Origin of the sequence: Mesorhizobium sp. B2-3-13 (assembly GCF_006442195.1) — a bacterium.
Classification (GTDB): domain Bacteria; phylum Pseudomonadota; class Alphaproteobacteria; order Rhizobiales; family Rhizobiaceae; genus Mesorhizobium; species Mesorhizobium salmacidum.
The window spans coordinates 39,732-55,768 of the sequence record NZ_VFVQ01000009.1 but is presented as its reverse complement, the minus strand read 5'-3'; the positions used below and the strand labels follow the sequence as shown (position 1 = coordinate 55,768).

At 62.5% G+C, this 16,037-nt stretch carries 16 protein-coding genes; 14 read left to right on the top strand and 2 right to left on the bottom strand.

Annotated features, from left to right (window positions below):
- Position 1: 1 nt before the first annotated feature.
- Both FJ941_RS12805 and FJ941_RS12800 read right to left on the bottom strand, forming a co-directional pair.
- Complete coding sequence (locus tag FJ941_RS12805; RefSeq protein WP_140506007.1) at positions 2-658, bottom strand: uracil-DNA glycosylase; 657 nt, start codon at positions 656-658, stop codon at positions 2-4.
- Between the two features lie 11 nt (positions 659-669).
- Complete coding sequence (locus tag FJ941_RS12800; RefSeq protein WP_140506005.1) at positions 670-1,251, bottom strand: NYN domain-containing protein; 582 nt, start codon at positions 1,249-1,251, stop codon at positions 670-672.
- 282 nt (positions 1,252-1,533) lie between these two features.
- On the opposite strand from FJ941_RS12800, the gene rpoZ reads away from it, so the two are divergent.
- The 14 genes from rpoZ to FJ941_RS12730 all read left to right on the top strand — a co-directional run bounded on the left by rpoZ (position 1,534) and on the right by FJ941_RS12730 (position 15,899).
- Positions 1,534-1,935 (top strand): DNA-directed RNA polymerase subunit omega, encoded by a 402-nt coding sequence (gene rpoZ, locus FJ941_RS12795; protein ID WP_027144192.1) that lies wholly within the window; start codon positions 1,534-1,536, stop codon positions 1,933-1,935.
- A gap of 133 nt (positions 1,936-2,068) precedes the next feature.
- Positions 2,069-4,297 carry a bifunctional (p)ppGpp synthetase/guanosine-3',5'-bis(diphosphate) 3'-pyrophosphohydrolase gene (locus FJ941_RS12790; protein ID WP_027144191.1) on the top strand — a complete coding sequence of 743 codons (2,229 nt, stop codon included), beginning with the start codon at positions 2,069-2,071 and terminating at the stop codon, positions 4,295-4,297.
- 24 nt (positions 4,298-4,321) lie between these two features.
- Positions 4,322-4,900 carry an orotate phosphoribosyltransferase gene (pyrE, locus tag FJ941_RS12785; protein WP_140506003.1) on the top strand — a complete coding sequence of 193 codons (579 nt, stop codon included), beginning with the start codon at positions 4,322-4,324 and terminating at the stop codon, positions 4,898-4,900.
- 10 nt (positions 4,901-4,910) lie between these two features.
- On the top strand, positions 4,911-5,291 hold the full coding sequence (locus FJ941_RS12780; protein ID WP_181165874.1) for a VOC family protein: 381 nt from the start codon (positions 4,911-4,913) through the stop codon (positions 5,289-5,291).
- Between the two features lie 261 nt (positions 5,292-5,552).
- Positions 5,553-6,152: a DUF2062 domain-containing protein gene (locus tag FJ941_RS12775; RefSeq protein ID WP_140505999.1), complete on the top strand. Its 600-nt coding sequence runs from the start codon at positions 5,553-5,555 to the stop codon at positions 6,150-6,152.
- Positions 6,149-6,562 (top strand): holo-ACP synthase, encoded by a 414-nt coding sequence (acpS, locus tag FJ941_RS12770; protein ID WP_015318576.1) that lies wholly within the window; start codon positions 6,149-6,151, stop codon positions 6,560-6,562. The genes FJ941_RS12775 and acpS overlap by 4 nt, the downstream gene beginning before the upstream one ends.
- Before the next feature lie 78 nt (positions 6,563-6,640).
- Positions 6,641-7,390, top strand: coding sequence for a signal peptidase I (lepB, locus tag FJ941_RS12765; RefSeq protein ID WP_027144187.1), 750 nt, complete (start codon positions 6,641-6,643; stop codon positions 7,388-7,390).
- Between the two features lie 4 nt (positions 7,391-7,394).
- Positions 7,395-8,120 carry a ribonuclease III gene (gene rnc, locus FJ941_RS12760; protein ID WP_140505997.1) on the top strand — a complete coding sequence of 242 codons (726 nt, stop codon included), beginning with the start codon at positions 7,395-7,397 and terminating at the stop codon, positions 8,118-8,120.
- Complete coding sequence (gene era, locus FJ941_RS12755; RefSeq protein WP_027144185.1) at positions 8,117-9,037, top strand: GTPase Era; 921 nt, start codon at positions 8,117-8,119, stop codon at positions 9,035-9,037. The genes rnc and era overlap by 4 nt, the downstream gene beginning before the upstream one ends.
- Before the next feature lie 40 nt (positions 9,038-9,077).
- Positions 9,078-9,968 carry an aminoglycoside phosphotransferase family protein gene (locus FJ941_RS12750; RefSeq protein WP_181169778.1) on the top strand — a complete coding sequence of 297 codons (891 nt, stop codon included), beginning with the start codon at positions 9,078-9,080 and terminating at the stop codon, positions 9,966-9,968.
- Between the two features lie 511 nt (positions 9,969-10,479).
- Positions 10,480-11,652 carry a porin gene (locus FJ941_RS12745; RefSeq protein ID WP_140505993.1) on the top strand — a complete coding sequence of 391 codons (1,173 nt, stop codon included), beginning with the start codon at positions 10,480-10,482 and terminating at the stop codon, positions 11,650-11,652.
- 134 nt (positions 11,653-11,786) lie between these two features.
- Positions 11,787-12,563, top strand: coding sequence for a DNA repair protein RecO (recO, locus tag FJ941_RS12740; RefSeq protein WP_140505991.1), 777 nt, complete (start codon positions 11,787-11,789; stop codon positions 12,561-12,563).
- The gene (locus FJ941_RS12735; protein ID WP_140505989.1) at positions 12,560-13,078 is read left to right on the top strand and encodes a PaaI family thioesterase; all 519 of its coding nucleotides are present in this window, start codon (positions 12,560-12,562) and stop codon (positions 13,076-13,078) included. Before recO ends, FJ941_RS12735 begins: the two co-directional genes overlap by 4 nt.
- Before the next feature lie 82 nt (positions 13,079-13,160).
- Positions 13,161-15,899, top strand: a complete 2,739-nt coding sequence (locus FJ941_RS12730; RefSeq protein WP_140505987.1) for a DUF2339 domain-containing protein — start codon at positions 13,161-13,163, stop codon at positions 15,897-15,899.
- The last annotated feature ends 138 nt before the right edge of the window (positions 15,900-16,037 follow it).

The following is a 16,037-nucleotide window of genomic DNA, read 5'->3' as shown; positions in this document are numbered from 1 at the left end:
CTCAATTCTTCAGGAATGCCTCGATCTCGCTGAACACCCTGACGAACATGTCTTCGGTCAACACGCCGGTATTGGTGTTGTAGCGTGAGCAATGATAGCTCGAAAACAGCGTAATGCCGCCGGCTGGCAATTGCCCGCCATGTTTGAAGGGGTAGGCGGCGACGCGCCCGCCCAATGCCCGTACGGTCGACTGGTGCGCGATCGATCCCAGCGCTAGCACGGCGCGCAGGTTGGGAAAGCGAGCGATAGTCGACACCAAAAATGTCCGGCATGTGGCGATCTCCGCACCCACCGGCTTGTTCTCCGGCGGCACGCAGCGCACCGCGTTGGTAATCGCCGTGCCGACGAGCTCCAGCCCATCATCGGGCCGCGCCTTGAACTCGCCGCGTGCGAAGCCGTGGGCAATCAGCGTCGAGTAGAGCAGGTCGCCGGCATAGTCGCCGGTGAACGGGCGCCCGGTGCGGTTGGCGCCGCGCAAGCCAGGCGCCAGACCGACGATCAGAAGCCGGACGGTATCTTCGCCGCCCAATGGCAGGAAGGTCGGCACCGGCGCGTTGAACCAGGAGGGCTCGCGCTGCCGCCATTCGGCGATGAAATCATGCAACCGCGGGCAGAGTGGGCAGTCGCGGCTGGGTTCGGCAGCGGGGAGGGCGGTCAAGTCGACCGGCCTCAGTAGTCGTCCTCATCGACTTCAGCCGGTTCGGGCCGCCTTACGGGCCGCTCCGAGGGATCGCGGCCGACTTCGTTCTTCAGCGTCGCCAGGTCGATGAAATGGTCCGCCTGGCGGCGCAGGTCATCTGAGATCATCGGCGGCTGCGAGGCCATGGTCGAGACGATCGACACCTTGCGGCCACGCCGTTGCAGCGCCTCGACCAGCGTGCGGAAATCGCCGTCTCCGGAGAATATGACATAGTGGTCGACGACGTCGGCGAGTTCCAGCGCATCGACGGTGAGCTCGATGTCCATATTGCCCTTGATCTTGCGGCGGCCGGTCGAGTCGGTGAATTCCTTGGCCGGCTTGGTCACCACCTTGAAGCCGTTATAGTCGAGCCAGTCGATCAGCGGCCGGATCGAGGAGTATTCCTGGTCCTCGACCAGCGCGGTGTAATAATAGGCGCGCAGCAGGTAACCGCGGTTGTGGAAGCTCGCCAAAAGCTTGCGATAGTCGATGTCGAACCCGAGCGCGCGTGAGGTGGCGTAGAGATTGGCGCCGTCGATGAACAGGGCGATTTTTTCACGGGGATCGAACATGGAAATAGTCCTTTTCGAAATAACGGCCGTCTAACGAAATGCGGTAGCGACTAGCGGGCAGGCCCATAATAAACCGGCCGACCTTGGACCAACCGAGATAACGCCAGTTTGGTGGCAATCCAAGGGCGCGTGGCGCACTGCAAGCAATTGTGATCGCGGCGCCGAACCGTGGACGCGGGCTGCCCTGTGGGTACGCATTGCCATGATGCTTGTATTTTGGCGCTGTTCGGGTTATGGACCGCGCCTGTTTTCCATTACATCCAGGCATGAAAGGGGCAATCCATGGCCCGCGTAACCGTTGAAGATTGCATCGACAAGGTCGACAACCGCTTCGAGCTGGTGCTTCTAGCCGGCCACCGCGCTCGTCAGATCAGCCAGGGCGCACAGATCACCGTGCCGCGCGACAACGACAAGAACCCGGTCATCGCGCTGCGCGAGATTGCCGACGAGACGCTGTCGCCCGACGATCTCAAGGAAGATCTGATCCATTCGCTGCAGAAGCATGTCGAGGTCGACGAGCCCGAAGCCGATGGTGAAGTGATCGCCGACCAGACTGGCGGTGCCGTTGCCGCCGCCGACGCGGACGACACCGAGGACAACGTCACCTTCGATCGCATGACCGAGGAAGACCTGCTGGCCGGCATCGAAGGTCTGGTTCCCCCGGAAAAGAGCGACGACTACTAAGCCGGCCTCCGTTCCGGGCGGTCGCTGGAACAATCTTCCGGCACTTCCGTCCCGGCGGTTTCGTGGCTATCTATGACATGCGCCGTACAGCAGTGCGGCGCATGATTCATTTCATCGCCGAGAGATTTAGCCCATGATGCGTCAGTATGAGCTTGTCGAGCGCGTCCAGCGCTACAAGCCTGACGTCAACGAGGCGTTGCTCAACAAGGCCTATGTCTACGCCATGCAGAAGCATGGCCACCAGAAGCGCGCTTCCGGCGACCCCTATTTCTCGCATCCGCTCGAAGTCGCAGCCATCCTCACCGAAATGCATATGGATGAGGCCACGATCGCCGTCGCCCTGCTGCACGACACCATCGAGGACACCACGGCGACCAGGGCCGAGATCGATGAGCTGTTCGGTCCAGAAATGGGCAAGCTGGTCGAAGGGCTGACCAAGCTGAAGAAGCTCGACCTCGTGTCGAAGAAGGCGGAGCAGGCGGAAAACCTGCGCAAGCTTCTGCTGGCGATCTCGGAAGATGTCCGCGTGCTCCTCGTCAAGCTCGCCGACCGCCTGCACAACATGCGCACCCTCGACCATATGCCGGAGGCCAAGCGCCTGCGCATCGCCGAGGAAACGATGGACATCTATGCGCCCTTGGCCGGGCGCATGGGCATGCAAGGCATGCGCGAGGAGCTGGAGGAGATAGCCTTCCGCTTCATTAATCCGGAAGCCTATCGCGCCGTTACCGCCCGGCTCGCCGAAATCTTCGAGCGCAACAAGGATGTGCTGTCCGAGATCGAGAAGGCTCTTTCGGGCCTGTTCGAGAAACACGCCATCAAGGCCGGCGTCAAAAGCCGGCAGAAGAAGCCGTGGTCGGTGTTCCGCAAGATGGAGGCCAAGGCGCTGTCCTTCGAGCAATTGTCCGACATTTTCGGCTTCCGCGTCGTGGTCGACTCTGTCGAAGACTGCTATCGCGCGCTGGGAGCCATCCACACCACCTGGTCGATGGTGCCCGGCCGTTTCAAGGATTACATCTCGACGCCGAAACAGAACGACTACCGTTCGATCCACACCACCATCGTCGGTCCTTCGCGCCAGCGCGTCGAGCTGCAGATCCGCACCCGCGAGATGAACAAGATCGCCGAATATGGTGTCGCCGCCCATTCGATCTACAAGGACACTGGCGGCAAGACGAACGGCGCCGTGCACGCGATCTCGAAGGAGACCAATGCCTATGCCTGGCTGCGGCGCACCATCGAGCAGCTGGCAGAGGGCGACAACCCGGAAGATTTCCTCGAGAACACCAAGCTGGAGCTGTTCCAGGACCAGGTGTTCTGCTTCACGCCGAAGGGCATGCTGATTGCCTTGCCGCGCGGCGCCACGCCGATCGATTTCGCCTATGCCGTCCACACCGATGTCGGCGATACCTGTGTCGGCGCCAAGGTCAATGGCCGCATCATGCCGCTGATGACGGAATTGAAGAATGGCGACGAGGTCGAGATCATCCGCTCCAAGGCGCAGGTGCCGCCGGCCGCGTGGGAATCGGTCGTCGTCACCGGCAAGGCGCGCGCCGCCATCCGCCGCGCTACCAAGAATGCGATCCGCAAGCAGTATTCCGGCCTTGGCGCGCGTATCCTGGAGCGTGCCTTCGAACGAGCCGGCAAGACCTTCACCAAGGAAAGCCTGAAGCCCGTCCTGCACCGGTTGGCGCGCAAGGACATCGAGGATGTGCTGGCATCCGTCGGTCGCGGCGAACTGGCTTCCACCGATGTCATGAAGGCGGTCTTCCCTGACTACAAGGACGAGCGCGTCACCCCCGCGGCTCCCAAACAGCGCGAGGAGGGCTGGTCGAAGATCCGCAACGCCGCCGGCATGCTGTTCCAGATTCCGGGCCGGGCCGCGCGCAAGGACAAGGACCAGCCAGGCGCCGGCGCGGTGCCGATCCGTGGTGTGCGCGGCGACCTGCCGGTGCGCTTCGCGCCGGAAGGCGCGGTCCCTGGCGACCGCATCGTCGGTATCGTCCAGCCGGGCACCGGCATCACCATTTATCCGATCCAGTCGCCGGCGCTGCAGGCTTTCGACGACCAGCCGGAGCGCTGGATCGACGTACGTTGGGACATCGACGAACGCACCAAGGAACGGTTTCCCGCGCGCGTCTCGGTCACCGCCATCAACGCGCCGGGCTCGCTTGCCGACATCGCCCAAGTCGTTGCCTCCAACGACGCCAACATCCATACGCTGTCGATGGTGCGCACCGCGCCCGATTTCACCGAAATGCTGATCGATCTCGAAGTCTGGGACCTGAAGCATCTCAACCGGCTGCTGTCGCAGCTCAAGGACAATTCGAGCGTCAGCGATGCGCGGCGCGTCAACGGCTAGCGATAGCCGACCATGGGGGACGAGATGAATACCGACGAAGTGCTGGGCATATTCCGTGAGGCTGGCGCTGTTCTGGAGGGTCATTTCATCCTGACGTCGGGCCTGCGCAGTCCAGTCTTCCTGCAGAAGGCACGGGTGTTCATGCATGCCGACAAGACCGAGCGGCTGTGCAAGGCGCTGGCCGAGAAGATCCGCGCCGCGATCCCAGGCAAGATCGACTATATCGTCGGGCCGGCGATCGGCGGGCTGATCCCGGCTTACGAAACTTCGCGCCACCTTGGCGTGCCGGCGATCTGGGTGGAGCGGGAAGGGGGCGAGTTCCGCCTGCGGCGCTTCGAGATTGACCGGGGCGCGCGCGTCGTCATCGTCGAGGACATCGTCACCACCGGATTGTCGATCCGCGAAACCATCGATTGCCTGCGCGCCCTTGGTGCAGAGGTGGTCGCGGCCGCCTGCATCATCGACCGATCGGCCGGCAAGACCCATGTCGGCGTGCCGCTGATCGCGCTTGCCGAATATGAGGTCCCAGCCTATCCGCCGGACAGATTGCCGCCGGAGCTTGCCGCCATCCCGGCCATCAAGCCCGGCAGCCGCAACATCTGAGGAGGTCGCATTGATCGTCGGTATCGATCATTTCGTGCTGACGGTGGCATCGCTCGACGCGACCTGCGCCTTTTATCAGCGCGTGCTGGGCTTCGAACGCATCGACACGCCGGGCCGGCCTACGGCACTTGCCTTCGGCAACCAGAAGATCAATGTCCACGAGATCAGCCGCACCTTCGAGCCGAAGGCGAAGTCGCCGACGCCCGGATCCGGTGACTTCTGCCTGATCACCGACCGGCCGCTCGATGAATTCCTTGCCGGCCTCGAGGCCAATCACGTAACGGTGGAACTCGGGCCGGTCGAACGCATCGGCGCGCAGGGGCCAATGATGTCGGTCTACTTCCGCGATCCGGATGGCAACCTTGTCGAAGTCAGCCAATACCTGCGGTAGCATAGCGATCATTGGCTGCGACAATTAGCCGAAACCACTTCTCAAATTCGCCGCGATTGTCCGATGTTGGAGAAGACGGACTTACCCGAATTTGGCGGTGCGGCCGCTGCGCGGACGGCCTCCAGTTGTTGTCGGGGTTGCGGATAGCTATATCAAAGTCACGATTGCCTTCTGGCGACCGTAAAGCGCAAGATGTGGTGGTCGAAGCCCGGCTGGAAACAGCGGGCCTGTAAGCTGTGAATTGTCGGGAATAGGAAGAGAGTGCTTTTTCGTCGTCGCAAACCTGATGGTCTTTTCGAGCGGGTGCGCACCTATCTGTGGCCGCGCCGTTCGTTTTCGCGCTCGCTTCAATATTTCTCCAAGCGCATCCTGCGGCTGAAGGCCACCCCGCATGCGGTGGCGGCTGGCGTCGCGGCAGGTGTCTTTGCTTCGTTCTTCCCCGTCGGTTTCCACTTCATCATCGCCGCCGTTCTGTGTTGGGTGATCGCCGGCAATCTGGTGGCAGCGGCTCTCGGAGCCGTGTTTTTCGGCAATCCGCTGACCTTTCCGCTCTTGTGGGGCGCGTCCTGGGAAACCGGCAAGCTCATCTTGCACGATCGCCTGCCTACGCATGGCCCGCCGGCGCATCTGGGCGAGATGATGCACAAGCTTTCCTTCGCCAAACTATGGCATCCCGTGCTGGAGCCCATGCTGATCGGGGCGGTGCCGCTCGGGCTCGTGTTCGGCCTGGTATTCTACGGCATCACGCGCTGGGGCATGAATGTCTTCCGCGAACAGAGGCGCAAGCGGCTGGCAGAGCGCGCGAGACGCCGTGAGCATCCGCCTCATCCCGGCGGAAGCATCGGTTCCGCCACCCAATGATCATCGGCATCGGCAGCGACCTGATCGACATCACACGCATCGAGAAATCGCTTGAGCGTCATGGCCAGCGCTTCATCCAGAGGATCTACACCGAGGTGGAGCAGGCGCGTTCGGAGAACCGGCGCGCCCGCGCGGCTTCCTACGCCAAGCGCTTTGCCGCCAAGGAGGCTTGCGCCAAGGCACTGGGCACCGGTCTGGCGCAAGGGGTCTTCTGGCGTGACATGGGTGTCGTCAACCTGCCCAGCGGTGCGCCGACGATGGCGCTGACCGGCGGAGCGCTGGCGCGGCTGGAGAAGATCCTGCCGCAAGGTCATCGGGCAGCGATCCACCTCACCATCACGGATGATTTCCCGCTCGCTCAAGCCTTTGTGATCATAGAAGCGCTACCGGTCGAAGAAGCGCCACATTGATTGCATCTGACGACCGGCATTGACGTTGCCCAGCGCGCGCCGAGACTCTATACCATCCAACGCACAATCGAGGACGACATGAGCGTGGCTGAAAAATCCCAGAAGAAATCCGGCGGGCTTGGCGAAACCGTCAGCGTCATCGTCCAGGCGCTTTTGCTCGCCCTGGTCATTCGCACGCTGCTGTTCCAGCCGTTCTCAATCCCGTCGGGCTCCATGCGGCCGACGCTTCTGGAAGGCGACTATCTGTTCGTCACCAAATGGTCCTACGGCTATTCACGCTATTCGCTGCCTTTTGGACCGGACATTTTCTCGGGCCGCATCTGGGGCTCCGAGCCCAAGCGTGGCGACGTGGTGGTATTCAAGTTCCCGCCGGATCCGTCCGTCGACTATATTAAGCGCGTCATTGGCCTGCCCGGCGACAAGATCCAGATGAAGGATGGCCAAGTCTTCATCAACGGCGTCGGCGTGCCGCGCGTCAAGACCGGCCAGATCGACAATCCCGACATCACGGAAAAGGATTATCCGATCGATGTCTATCGCGAGACGCTGCCCGATGGCGTCAGCTACGACACGCTGGACCTGTCGCCGAACTCGATTGGCGACAACACCCGCGAATTCGACGTGCCTCCCGGCCACTATTTCATGATGGGCGACAACAGGGACAATTCCGCCGACAGCCGCTTCACCGTCGGCTACGTTCCAGCCGAGAACCTGGTCGGCCGCGCCAACCTTGTCTTCTTCTCGATCGCCGGCAAGGCAAGCCCGCTCGAAATCTGGAAATGGCCGTCGCTGATGCGCGCCTCGCGCCTGTTCCATTTCGTCAACTAGGGTCATGGCGGCACCAAAAAGGTTGACCGCCGATGCGCTCGCCGAAGCGCTTGCGGAACGCACGGGCCATGCCTTTGCCGACCGCCAGCGCCTGCAGCGTGCGCTTACCCATGCCAGTGCGCGAGGCGCCAATGCGGGCGCCGATTATGAGCGGTTCGAATTCCTCGGCGACCGGGTTCTTGGCCTTGTTGTCGCCGATATGCTGCTGGCTGCCTTTCCCGATGCCGCGGAAGGGGAGTTGTCGCTGCGGCTCAATGCGTTGGTCAATGCCGAGGCGCTGTCTGATATCGCCGAAGATATCGGGCTGCCGGACCTGATCCGTGCCGGGTCGGATGTGCGCGGGCTCGAGGGACGCAAGCGCGTCAACCTGCGCGCCGACGCACTGGAATCGCTGATCGCCGTGCTGTATCTCGATGGTGGTCTGGAAGCAGCCCGCGCATTCATCCATAGATACTGGCAGCCGCGTTCGCGGGCCTCGGGTGCCGCGCGCCGCGACGCCAAGACCGAATTGCAGGAATGGGCGCATCAGGCGGCGAGTGCTGTTCCCGCCTATCAGATCGACGGCCGGGAAGGCCCCGATCACGATCCGCTGTTTACCGTCAGCGTCAAGGTCGGCGCGTTTCAGCCGGCAACCGGCAGCGGCCGCTCCAAGCGCGAGGCCGAACAGGCCGCCGCTGCTGCCCTTCTGGTTCGCGAGGGCGTCTGGGTTCATGAAGGGAGTGCGGCATGACCGCCGAAGACACCGCAGCCGCTCCTGTCACGCATTCCGGCTTCGTCGCGCTGATCGGCGCGCCCAATGCCGGCAAGTCGACGCTGGTCAACCAACTGGTCGGCGCCAAGGTCTCGATCGTCACCCATAAGGTGCAGACGACACGCGCCATCGTGCGCGGTATCGCCACGCACGACAACGCGCAGATCGTCTTTGTCGACACACCGGGCATCTTCAAGCCCAAGCGGCGGCTGGACACCGCGATGGTGACCACCGCCTGGGGCGGCGCCAAGGATGCAGATATCGTGCTGCTGCTGATCGACGCCGAGCGCGGCATCAGAGGCGACGCCGATGCCATCCTCGAACGGCTGAAGGATGTGCGCCAGCCGATGGTGCTGATCCTCAACAAGGTCGATCGGGTAAAGCATGAGGCGCTGCTCGCCCTGTCCGCGGCAGCGAACGAGAAAGTGCCGTTCCAGCGCACCTTCATGGTCTCGGCGCTGACCGGCTCCGGCTGCAAGGACCTGCTCGACTACTTGGCCCAGGCGCTGCCGGCCGGCCCGTGGTACTACCCGGAAGATCAGATTTCCGACCTGCCTATGCGCCAGCTGGCGGCCGAGATTACCCGCGAGAAGCTCTATCTCAGGCTGCATCAGGAACTACCCTATTCCTCGCACATCGAGACCGAGAAATGGGAAGAGAAGAAGGATGGTTCGGTGCGCATCGACCAGACCATCTTTGTCGAGCGCGACAGCCAGAAGAAGATCGTGCTCGGCCACAAGGGCGAGACCATCCGTGCCATCGGGCAGGCCGCGCGGATGGAAATATCAGGCATATTGGAGCAGAAGGTGCACCTGTTCCTGTTCGTGAAAGTGCGCGAGAATTGGGGCGACGACCCCGAGCGCTATCGCGAGATGGGGTTGGAGTTTCCACACTAGGCGTGATCCCGAGAAGTGAGCGCCGTTTTCGGGAAAGATCATGCTTGAGGTAGCGATCGATGCCGCCTTGGTGCGCCGGCTGATTGCCGCGCAATTCCCGCATTGGAAGAATCTTGCGGTCAGGCCGGTTGATTTTGGCGGCTGGGACAACAGGACCTTTCATCTCGGCGACGAGATGACCGTGCGATTGCCGAGCGCCGCCGCCTATGCCCTGCAAGTGGAAAAGGAACATCGCTGGCTGCCGAGATTGGCGCCGCTGCTGCCACTGCCCATTCCCGTACCGCTGGCGATGGGCGTTCCGGCCGAGGGTTATGCCTGGCACTGGTCAGTCTATGGCTGGATCGAGGGCGAGATCGCGAAACGGGAACGTATCGCAAATCTGTCGGAATTCGCGGCGGACCTGGCTCGGTTCCTGGTAGCGTTGAAACAGGTGGACGCGACCGATGGGCCAGCGCCTGGGCGCCACAATTTCTTTCGCGGCGGACCGCTGACGGTCTATGACGGCGAGACAAGGCAAGCGATCTCGGCACTCGGCAGCCGCATCGATGCCGGCGCCGCCACCGCCGTCTGGGAGATAGCCCTTGCCGCGGCCTGGGAAAGTCCGCCCGTCTGGTTCCATGGCGATGTCAGCCGGGGCAACCTCCTTGTCGAAAAGGGCAGGTTGAGCGCCGTGATCGATTTCGGCACCTCCGGTGTCGGCGATTCATCCTGCGATCTGGCAATTGCCTGGACGCTGTTCGAAGGCGAAAGCCGGGACACTTTTCGCGCCTGCCTCGCGGCAGACGAAGCGACCTGGGCGCGCGGGCGCGGCTGGGCGCTATGGAAGGCATTGATCACCGCCGCCGGGCACATAGACGTGGCCTCGGCCGAGATCGAAGAATCGTGGCGAGTGATCGATGCTGTGCTGATCGATCGCGAGCGCCAGGCGTGAGGCGAGACGCGTGGCGCCGTCATCGGGCGGCGCTGATGGATCAAAAAACCTGCTGTCGCCGGCAGCTTTCGCGTGGGCCTCTCGTCGGCCGAGCGCTCAAGAAATTGACAAGATTTGACTTGAGAATCTGATGTTGAAAAATAACTCATTCGACATTTTGTTAGACAGCGCACGCAATTGATTTGAAAATAATGGAATAAACTGGAAAATTTTACAGTATAAAGTAAAAGATATCCGGGATTATTACATAAAAAAGACGATGTGCCATTTGTGCCGATTTGAAAATCGACATGAGCCGGTTAGTGTTATTTGTGCAACACCGATTTAATCTGTGGCGTGAATCCGGCATATTCGCGGAATTGTCATTGAAGGCGGAAGATTGGTGGGTATGTTCGCCGCGAAAAGGGGACGCAGTGCGAGCCTTTTTTCATTGTGGGGGTGAGGCGGGAAAACATATCCGCCAGCCACAATTCGGAAGCCATTTTATTAACTTGACTGGAGAGGTCAGAAAATGAACATCAAGAGCCTCCTTCTCGGCTCAGCCGCGGCACTGATCGCGGTGTCCGGCGCACGCGCCGCGGACGCTGTCGTCGTCGCCGAACCGGAACCGGCCGAATACGTCAAGATTTGTGACGTCTACGGCGCCGGCTATTTCTACATCCCGGGCACCGAGACCTGCCTGCGCATCGGCGGCTATGTCCGTTACGACATCGGTGTCGGCGATGCCGGCTCGCTCGATGGCGTCAACCACGTCCCGGATCATCAGGACGCCGGCACCACTCATTCGACCTACTACAAGAACACCCGCTTCACGCTGAAGACCTGGACCGGTCAGGAGACCGAGCTCGGTACCCTGAAGACCTACACCGAGACCCGCTTCAACTACGGCAACAGCTCCGGTGACTATACTAATCAAGCCGCCTCCAGCGCCGACGATTGGACGGGTCGTAACAAGTCGCTCTCGCTGCGTTTCGCCTGGATTCAGCTCGGCGGCTTGCGCGTCGGCAAGGACGATACGGCTTTCGATACGTTCATCGGCTATGCCGGCAACGTCATCCAGGACACGCTGGTTCCGTATGGCGGGCAGGAGAGCAACGTCGTTCAGTACTACTTCGACGCCGGCAACGGCTTCTCGGGGCTGGTCTCGCTCGAAGAGGGTGCTGGCAAGGTCGGCACCATCGACAGCTATGTTCCGCATGTCGTCGGCGGTTTGAAGTACAAGGGCGACTGGGGTTCGCTCACCGGCGTCGTGGCCTATGACAGCAACTATGAAGAAGTCGCTGGCAAGGTTCGCCTCGACGTCAAGGCAACCAACGAATTGTCGCTGTTCATCATGGGTGGCTACGGCACCGACGACAATCTCACCGACGATGCGAACAACGCCATCGATGCACACGGTCGCGGCTTCTACAAACAGTGGGGCGGCAACTGGGCGATCTGGGGTGGCGGCACCTACAAGTTCAACGACAAGACCTCGTTCAACGCCCAGATCTCCTATGACGACTGGAAGAATCTCGGCATCGCCGCGAACGTTGCCTATACCGTTGTGCCCGGCTTTACGGTCACGGCTGAAGTCGATTACCTCAATGCTGGAAAGTTCGACGACGCAGATTTCAGCAACTGGACCAAGGCCAACAAGAAGAGCAGTGTCGGCGGCATTCTCCGCTTCCAGCGCTCGTTCTAACGGATCGACTGACCTTACCAGACCGCCCGCAGCACATCGCTGCGGGCGGCTTTTTTACGCGTTGTTGCGAGAGCCGGCCAAGGCGGCAGGCCCATACCTTGATTTCGCCACCCGATCGGTGAAAAGCTCCTGATATGGAATGGCGCGACGAGGGAATCATTCTCGGCACCCGCAAGCATGGCGAAACCAGCGCCATTCTCGAGGTGATGACGCGTGCCCATGGCCGCCATCTCGGCCTCGTGCGCGGCGGCCGCTCGCGCAAGCTGCAACCCGTTCTCCAGCCCGGCAATCGCGTCGATCTCTTGTGGCGCGCGCGCCTCGACGAGCATCTGGGCACCTTCCAGGCCGAAGCGATCGAGATGAACGCCTCCCGGCTGATGGACAGTGCCATCGCCGTCTACGGCCTTCAGACGATGGCGGCGCATCTGCGCCTGCTGCCCGAGCGTGACGCCCATGGCGGCCTCTACGAGGCGCTTTCGGTGATGATCGTCCACCTGGACGATGCCGACGCCGCCGGCGAGCTGGTGGCGCGTTTCGAACTTCTGATCCTCGATGAACTCGGCTTTGGCCTCGATCTCAGCCAATGCGCCGCCACCGGCACCAAACAGGACCTTGCCTATGTCTCGCCGAAATCGGGACGCGCGGTGTCGCGCGAAGCCGGGGCGCCGTGGCATGACAAGATGCTGGTGCTGCCTGCATTTCTGCAGCGCGGCTCCGGCCTGCGCGCAAATCATGCGGCGATCGCGGACGCCTTCCGCTTGACCGGTTTCTTCTTCACCCGCCATGTCTACGAGCCGCGCGGCATCGATCAGCCCGACGCGCGCGCCGGCTTTCTTGCAGCGTTGCGGAAGCACCACGCAGCGCACAAGCCCATCGCCGGAGAGAACGCGGCCAGGGAAGTCATCAGATGAGCGAAGTCGAACTCTATCCGGGCCGGGTCTCGCCGCTTGGCCTCGGCACCATTCCTCACGCCGATATCCTGAAATACACCGGCCTGGAATTGCTTCAGCGGATCATCGACGGCAAATATCCAGCACCGCCGATCTCCTTCCAGCTCAGCTTCGCGTTGACCGAAATATCGGAAGGTCGCGCCGTATTCCGCGGCATGCCGAGCGAACGCCACCTCAACCCGCTGGGTGGCGTTCATGGCGGCTGGGCGGCGACGCTGCTCGATTCGGCGTTGGCCTGCGCAGTACAGACGTTGCTCGACAAGGGCGAGGCCTACACGACCGCGGAGTTCAAGGTGAACCTTACGCGGCCGATAACGCCCAGTACCGGCGAGGTCGTCTGCGAAGGCAAGGTGGTCCACAAGGGCCGCACGCTTGCCGTTTCGGAAGCGACGCTGAAGGACGCCGGCGGCAAACTGCTGGCTTTCGGCACCGAGACATGTTCGATATTTCCAGCCGCCAATCTGGCGGCACGTTGAGTTTTCAGCCGTTTGGCCGCCGCATTTGAATGTCAATGAGACGAAACGTCAGTGAACACTGGCCTGGTTTGGGGGAACCGCCATGTTTGAAAGCCTGATCGGCCTTGTCGCCATCATCGCCTTGTTCGTCATCATTTCGCGCCAGCAGAGCCGGATCGGCCTGATCGAGCGCGAACTTGGCGCGTTGCGCAGTCTCGTGCTTTCGGGCGCGGTGCCGTTCGCGGCCAGGCCGTCGGAACAGGAAGCGGCCGAAGGCGAGGCCTACACGGCACCGGTGGCCGCGCCTGCGGTCGATATCGCCCCGGCAGCAATCAGCGAGCCCGCGCCGGTACAGGCCACGCAGGCGGAAATCCCGGCCGCAGAGAGTGTGCCCGGTCCTTGGAGCACCCCCGAGGCAACACCGAAAACGTCAGAGGTCGCGCCGGCCGCGGTCGCCAAAGCCGCTCGCCAGTCCGACGTCGAAACCGCGCTCGGCACGCGTTGGGCGGTCTGGGTCGGTGGCATTGCGCTTGCTCTGGGCGGCCTGTTCCTGGTCCGCTACACCATCGAGGCCGGCATTTTCGGTCCCGGCGTGCGGCTCACCATGGCGGCCGTGCTCGGTTTGGTGCTGGTCGCCGCCGGCGAGTTCATTCGTCGCACCGGATTCAAGGTGCCGGTGCAAGGTGCTGCCGGCGCTTATATTCCGGCGATCCTCACGGCAGCCGGTGCCTTCATCCTGTTCGGCACCGTCTATGCCGCCCATGGTGTTTACGGCTTCATCGGCCCGGCGCTTGCCTTCACGTTGCTTGGTGCGATCGGCATTGCCACCATCGCCGCCGCTCTCGTCCATGGCCAGGCGCTGGCTGGCATCGGTCTCGTCGGCGCCATGGTGACGCCGGTGCTGATCGCTTCGCAGGCGCCCAATCCCTGGGCGTTGTTCGGCTATCTCGCAATCGTGCTCGCCGCCACCGGCGTTATCGCCCGCATGCGCGACTGGAAAGCGCTGATGGCGGCCGCCTTTTTCGGCACCGGCATCTGGACCATCCTCTACATGACCGACGCACCGGGCGCGAACCTCTCCGCGATCCTGTTCATCGACACTGTGACGCTGGCTGTGCTGGCCCTTGTCTGGCTGAGCAGTCGCGGCGACGGAACCGGACCAGCAAGATCCTTTGACTGGCCGTCCATCGTGCCTGGACTGTTCGTCGCCTTCTCGGCGCTGGGCCTCTCGGTTGACCTGGTCTTCGCCGCTGCCGGTGATGCCTTGCCGGGCGCGGTGCTGCTTATGGTGATGGTAGCGGTCGCGCTCTACCGCCCGCTGGCGCTGCCACTGCTTTATGCCGCCGGACTGGCGACGGTGCTGATCTATCTCGGCATTATCCCGCCGACCTCTATCGCTTCCGATTTTTCGAGCGGCGCTCTGGGTGTTGATGGGGTGCCTTTGGCCACGGCCAACGTGCTGAGCTTGCGCCTTGGCATCGGCCTTGGCGTAGTCTTCATTGCCGCCGGTCTCTGGGCCGCGCGCCGTTTCGCCGCCTCGGCGCAGATCCGAGCAGCCTCGTGGGCTGCATGGGGTGTCATCGCACCTCTGGTCATCCTGCTGGCGCTCTGGTTCACCTTCGGCAATCTCGACCGTGACTTTGTCTATGCCGCCGTTGCGGCCCTGCTGGTCGTGGTCTTCGCCGCCGGCGGCGAGTGCATCGCGCGGGCTGAGGAACCGCCGCTCAGGGGCGGCGTGGCAGTGTCATTTGCCTTGGGTGGCGCAGCGGTCGCCGGCCTCCTGATGCTGCATATGGCTTTTGATTCCGGCTGGACCACCACCTTGCTCGGTGCCACGGCAATCGTGCCGGCGCTCGCCACGCGCTGGCGCTCTTATCCTGTGCTCGGCTGGATTTCAGTCGCCGCCGTCATCGCGGTGCTTGGCCGCGTCGCCTTCGACCCGACGATCGTCGGCGCCGAGTTCCTGTCAATGACACCAGTCTTCAACTGGTTGCTGCCGGGCTATGGCGTGCCGGCGCTCGCCTTCGGCTTCGCGGCCTGGCAGCTCGCCAACACCACCGATGGCCGACCGCGCCTCGCCATGGAGGCGGCGGCGGCACTGTTCGCGCTGCTGACGCTCGCCATGCTGGTGCGTCACGCCATGCATGGCGGCGTCATCAACAGCGATGCGCCGACGCTCGCCGAACAAGCGATCTACACGCTGATCGCCATCGGTGCCGGCGCCATCCTGATCGCCATCGACAGGCGCTCGCCAAGCTCGGTGCTGCGCTATGGTTCGATGGCGGTGGGCGTGGTCTCGGTCGCCTTCGTCGTCATCCAGCATTTCCTGGTGCTCAATCCGTTGTTCACCGACGAATCGACCGGCCGGATTCCGGTCTTAAATCTTTTGTTCCTGGCCTATCTCCTGCCGGCCGTCGCCGCCGGCGGTCTAGCGCTCTATAGCAGGGGCAAGCGGCCGAAATGGTATTCGGCCATGCTGGCGCTGGTGGCGGCGCTGCTTGCCTTCGCCTATGCCACGCTGTCGGTGAGGCGCCTGTTCAAGGGTGAGTTCATCGGCTTGTGGAGTGGCCTTGGCCAGTTGGAGACCTATACCTATTCGGCACTCTGGCTGGTGATCGGCGTGGCGCTGCTCACGGCTGGCGTCTGGCTGAAATCGCAGGTTCTGCGCATTGCTTCGGCCGGGCTGATCGCGGTTGCCGTACTGAAAGTCTTCCTCTTCGACATGTCGGAACTGGAGGGTGTGCTCAGGGCGCTGTCCTTTATCGGTCTGGGTGCGGTGCTGATCGGCATTGGCCTGTTCTACCAGCGGCTTTTGACGCGGGCGGCGAAGGAAAAAAGATAATCGCCTGCGATCATTGGTTTTCCTTGCCGGTCGGGAATAAACCGGCACCCGCCGGCGTTATCTCGTTGCTTGGGTGACCGGAGCGGTGGACCGCTTCGCGCTGGCCGCTTGCGCCGTGCCGGGAAGGCGCGTTCAATC

Excerpts from the sequence above, each read along its gene's own strand:
- FJ941_RS12800 (WP_140506005.1), bottom strand. The coding sequence starts at position 1,251 with ATGTTCGATCCCCGTGAAAAAATCGCCCTGTTCATCGACGGCGCCAAT.
- rpoZ (WP_027144192.1), top strand. The coding sequence starts at position 1,534 with ATGGCCCGCGTAACCGTTGAAGATTGCATCGACAAGGTCGACAACCGC.
- FJ941_RS12790 (WP_027144191.1), top strand. The coding sequence starts at position 2,069 with ATGATGCGTCAGTATGAGCTTGTCGAGCGCGTCCAGCGCTACAAGCCT.
- pyrE (WP_140506003.1), top strand. The coding sequence starts at position 4,322 with ATGAATACCGACGAAGTGCTGGGCATATTCCGTGAGGCTGGCGCTGTT.
- acpS (WP_015318576.1), top strand. The coding sequence starts at position 6,149 with ATGATCATCGGCATCGGCAGCGACCTGATCGACATCACACGCATCGAG.
- lepB (WP_027144187.1), top strand. The coding sequence starts at position 6,641 with ATGAGCGTGGCTGAAAAATCCCAGAAGAAATCCGGCGGGCTTGGCGAA.
- rnc (WP_140505997.1), top strand. The coding sequence starts at position 7,395 with ATGGCGGCACCAAAAAGGTTGACCGCCGATGCGCTCGCCGAAGCGCTT.
- era (WP_027144185.1), top strand. The coding sequence starts at position 8,117 with ATGACCGCCGAAGACACCGCAGCCGCTCCTGTCACGCATTCCGGCTTC.
- FJ941_RS12750 (WP_181169778.1), top strand. The coding sequence starts at position 9,078 with ATGCTTGAGGTAGCGATCGATGCCGCCTTGGTGCGCCGGCTGATTGCC.
- FJ941_RS12745 (WP_140505993.1), top strand. The coding sequence starts at position 10,480 with ATGAACATCAAGAGCCTCCTTCTCGGCTCAGCCGCGGCACTGATCGCG.
- recO (WP_140505991.1), top strand. The coding sequence starts at position 11,787 with ATGGAATGGCGCGACGAGGGAATCATTCTCGGCACCCGCAAGCATGGC.
- FJ941_RS12735 (WP_140505989.1), top strand. The coding sequence starts at position 12,560 with ATGAGCGAAGTCGAACTCTATCCGGGCCGGGTCTCGCCGCTTGGCCTC.
- FJ941_RS12730 (WP_140505987.1), top strand. The coding sequence starts at position 13,161 with ATGTTTGAAAGCCTGATCGGCCTTGTCGCCATCATCGCCTTGTTCGTC.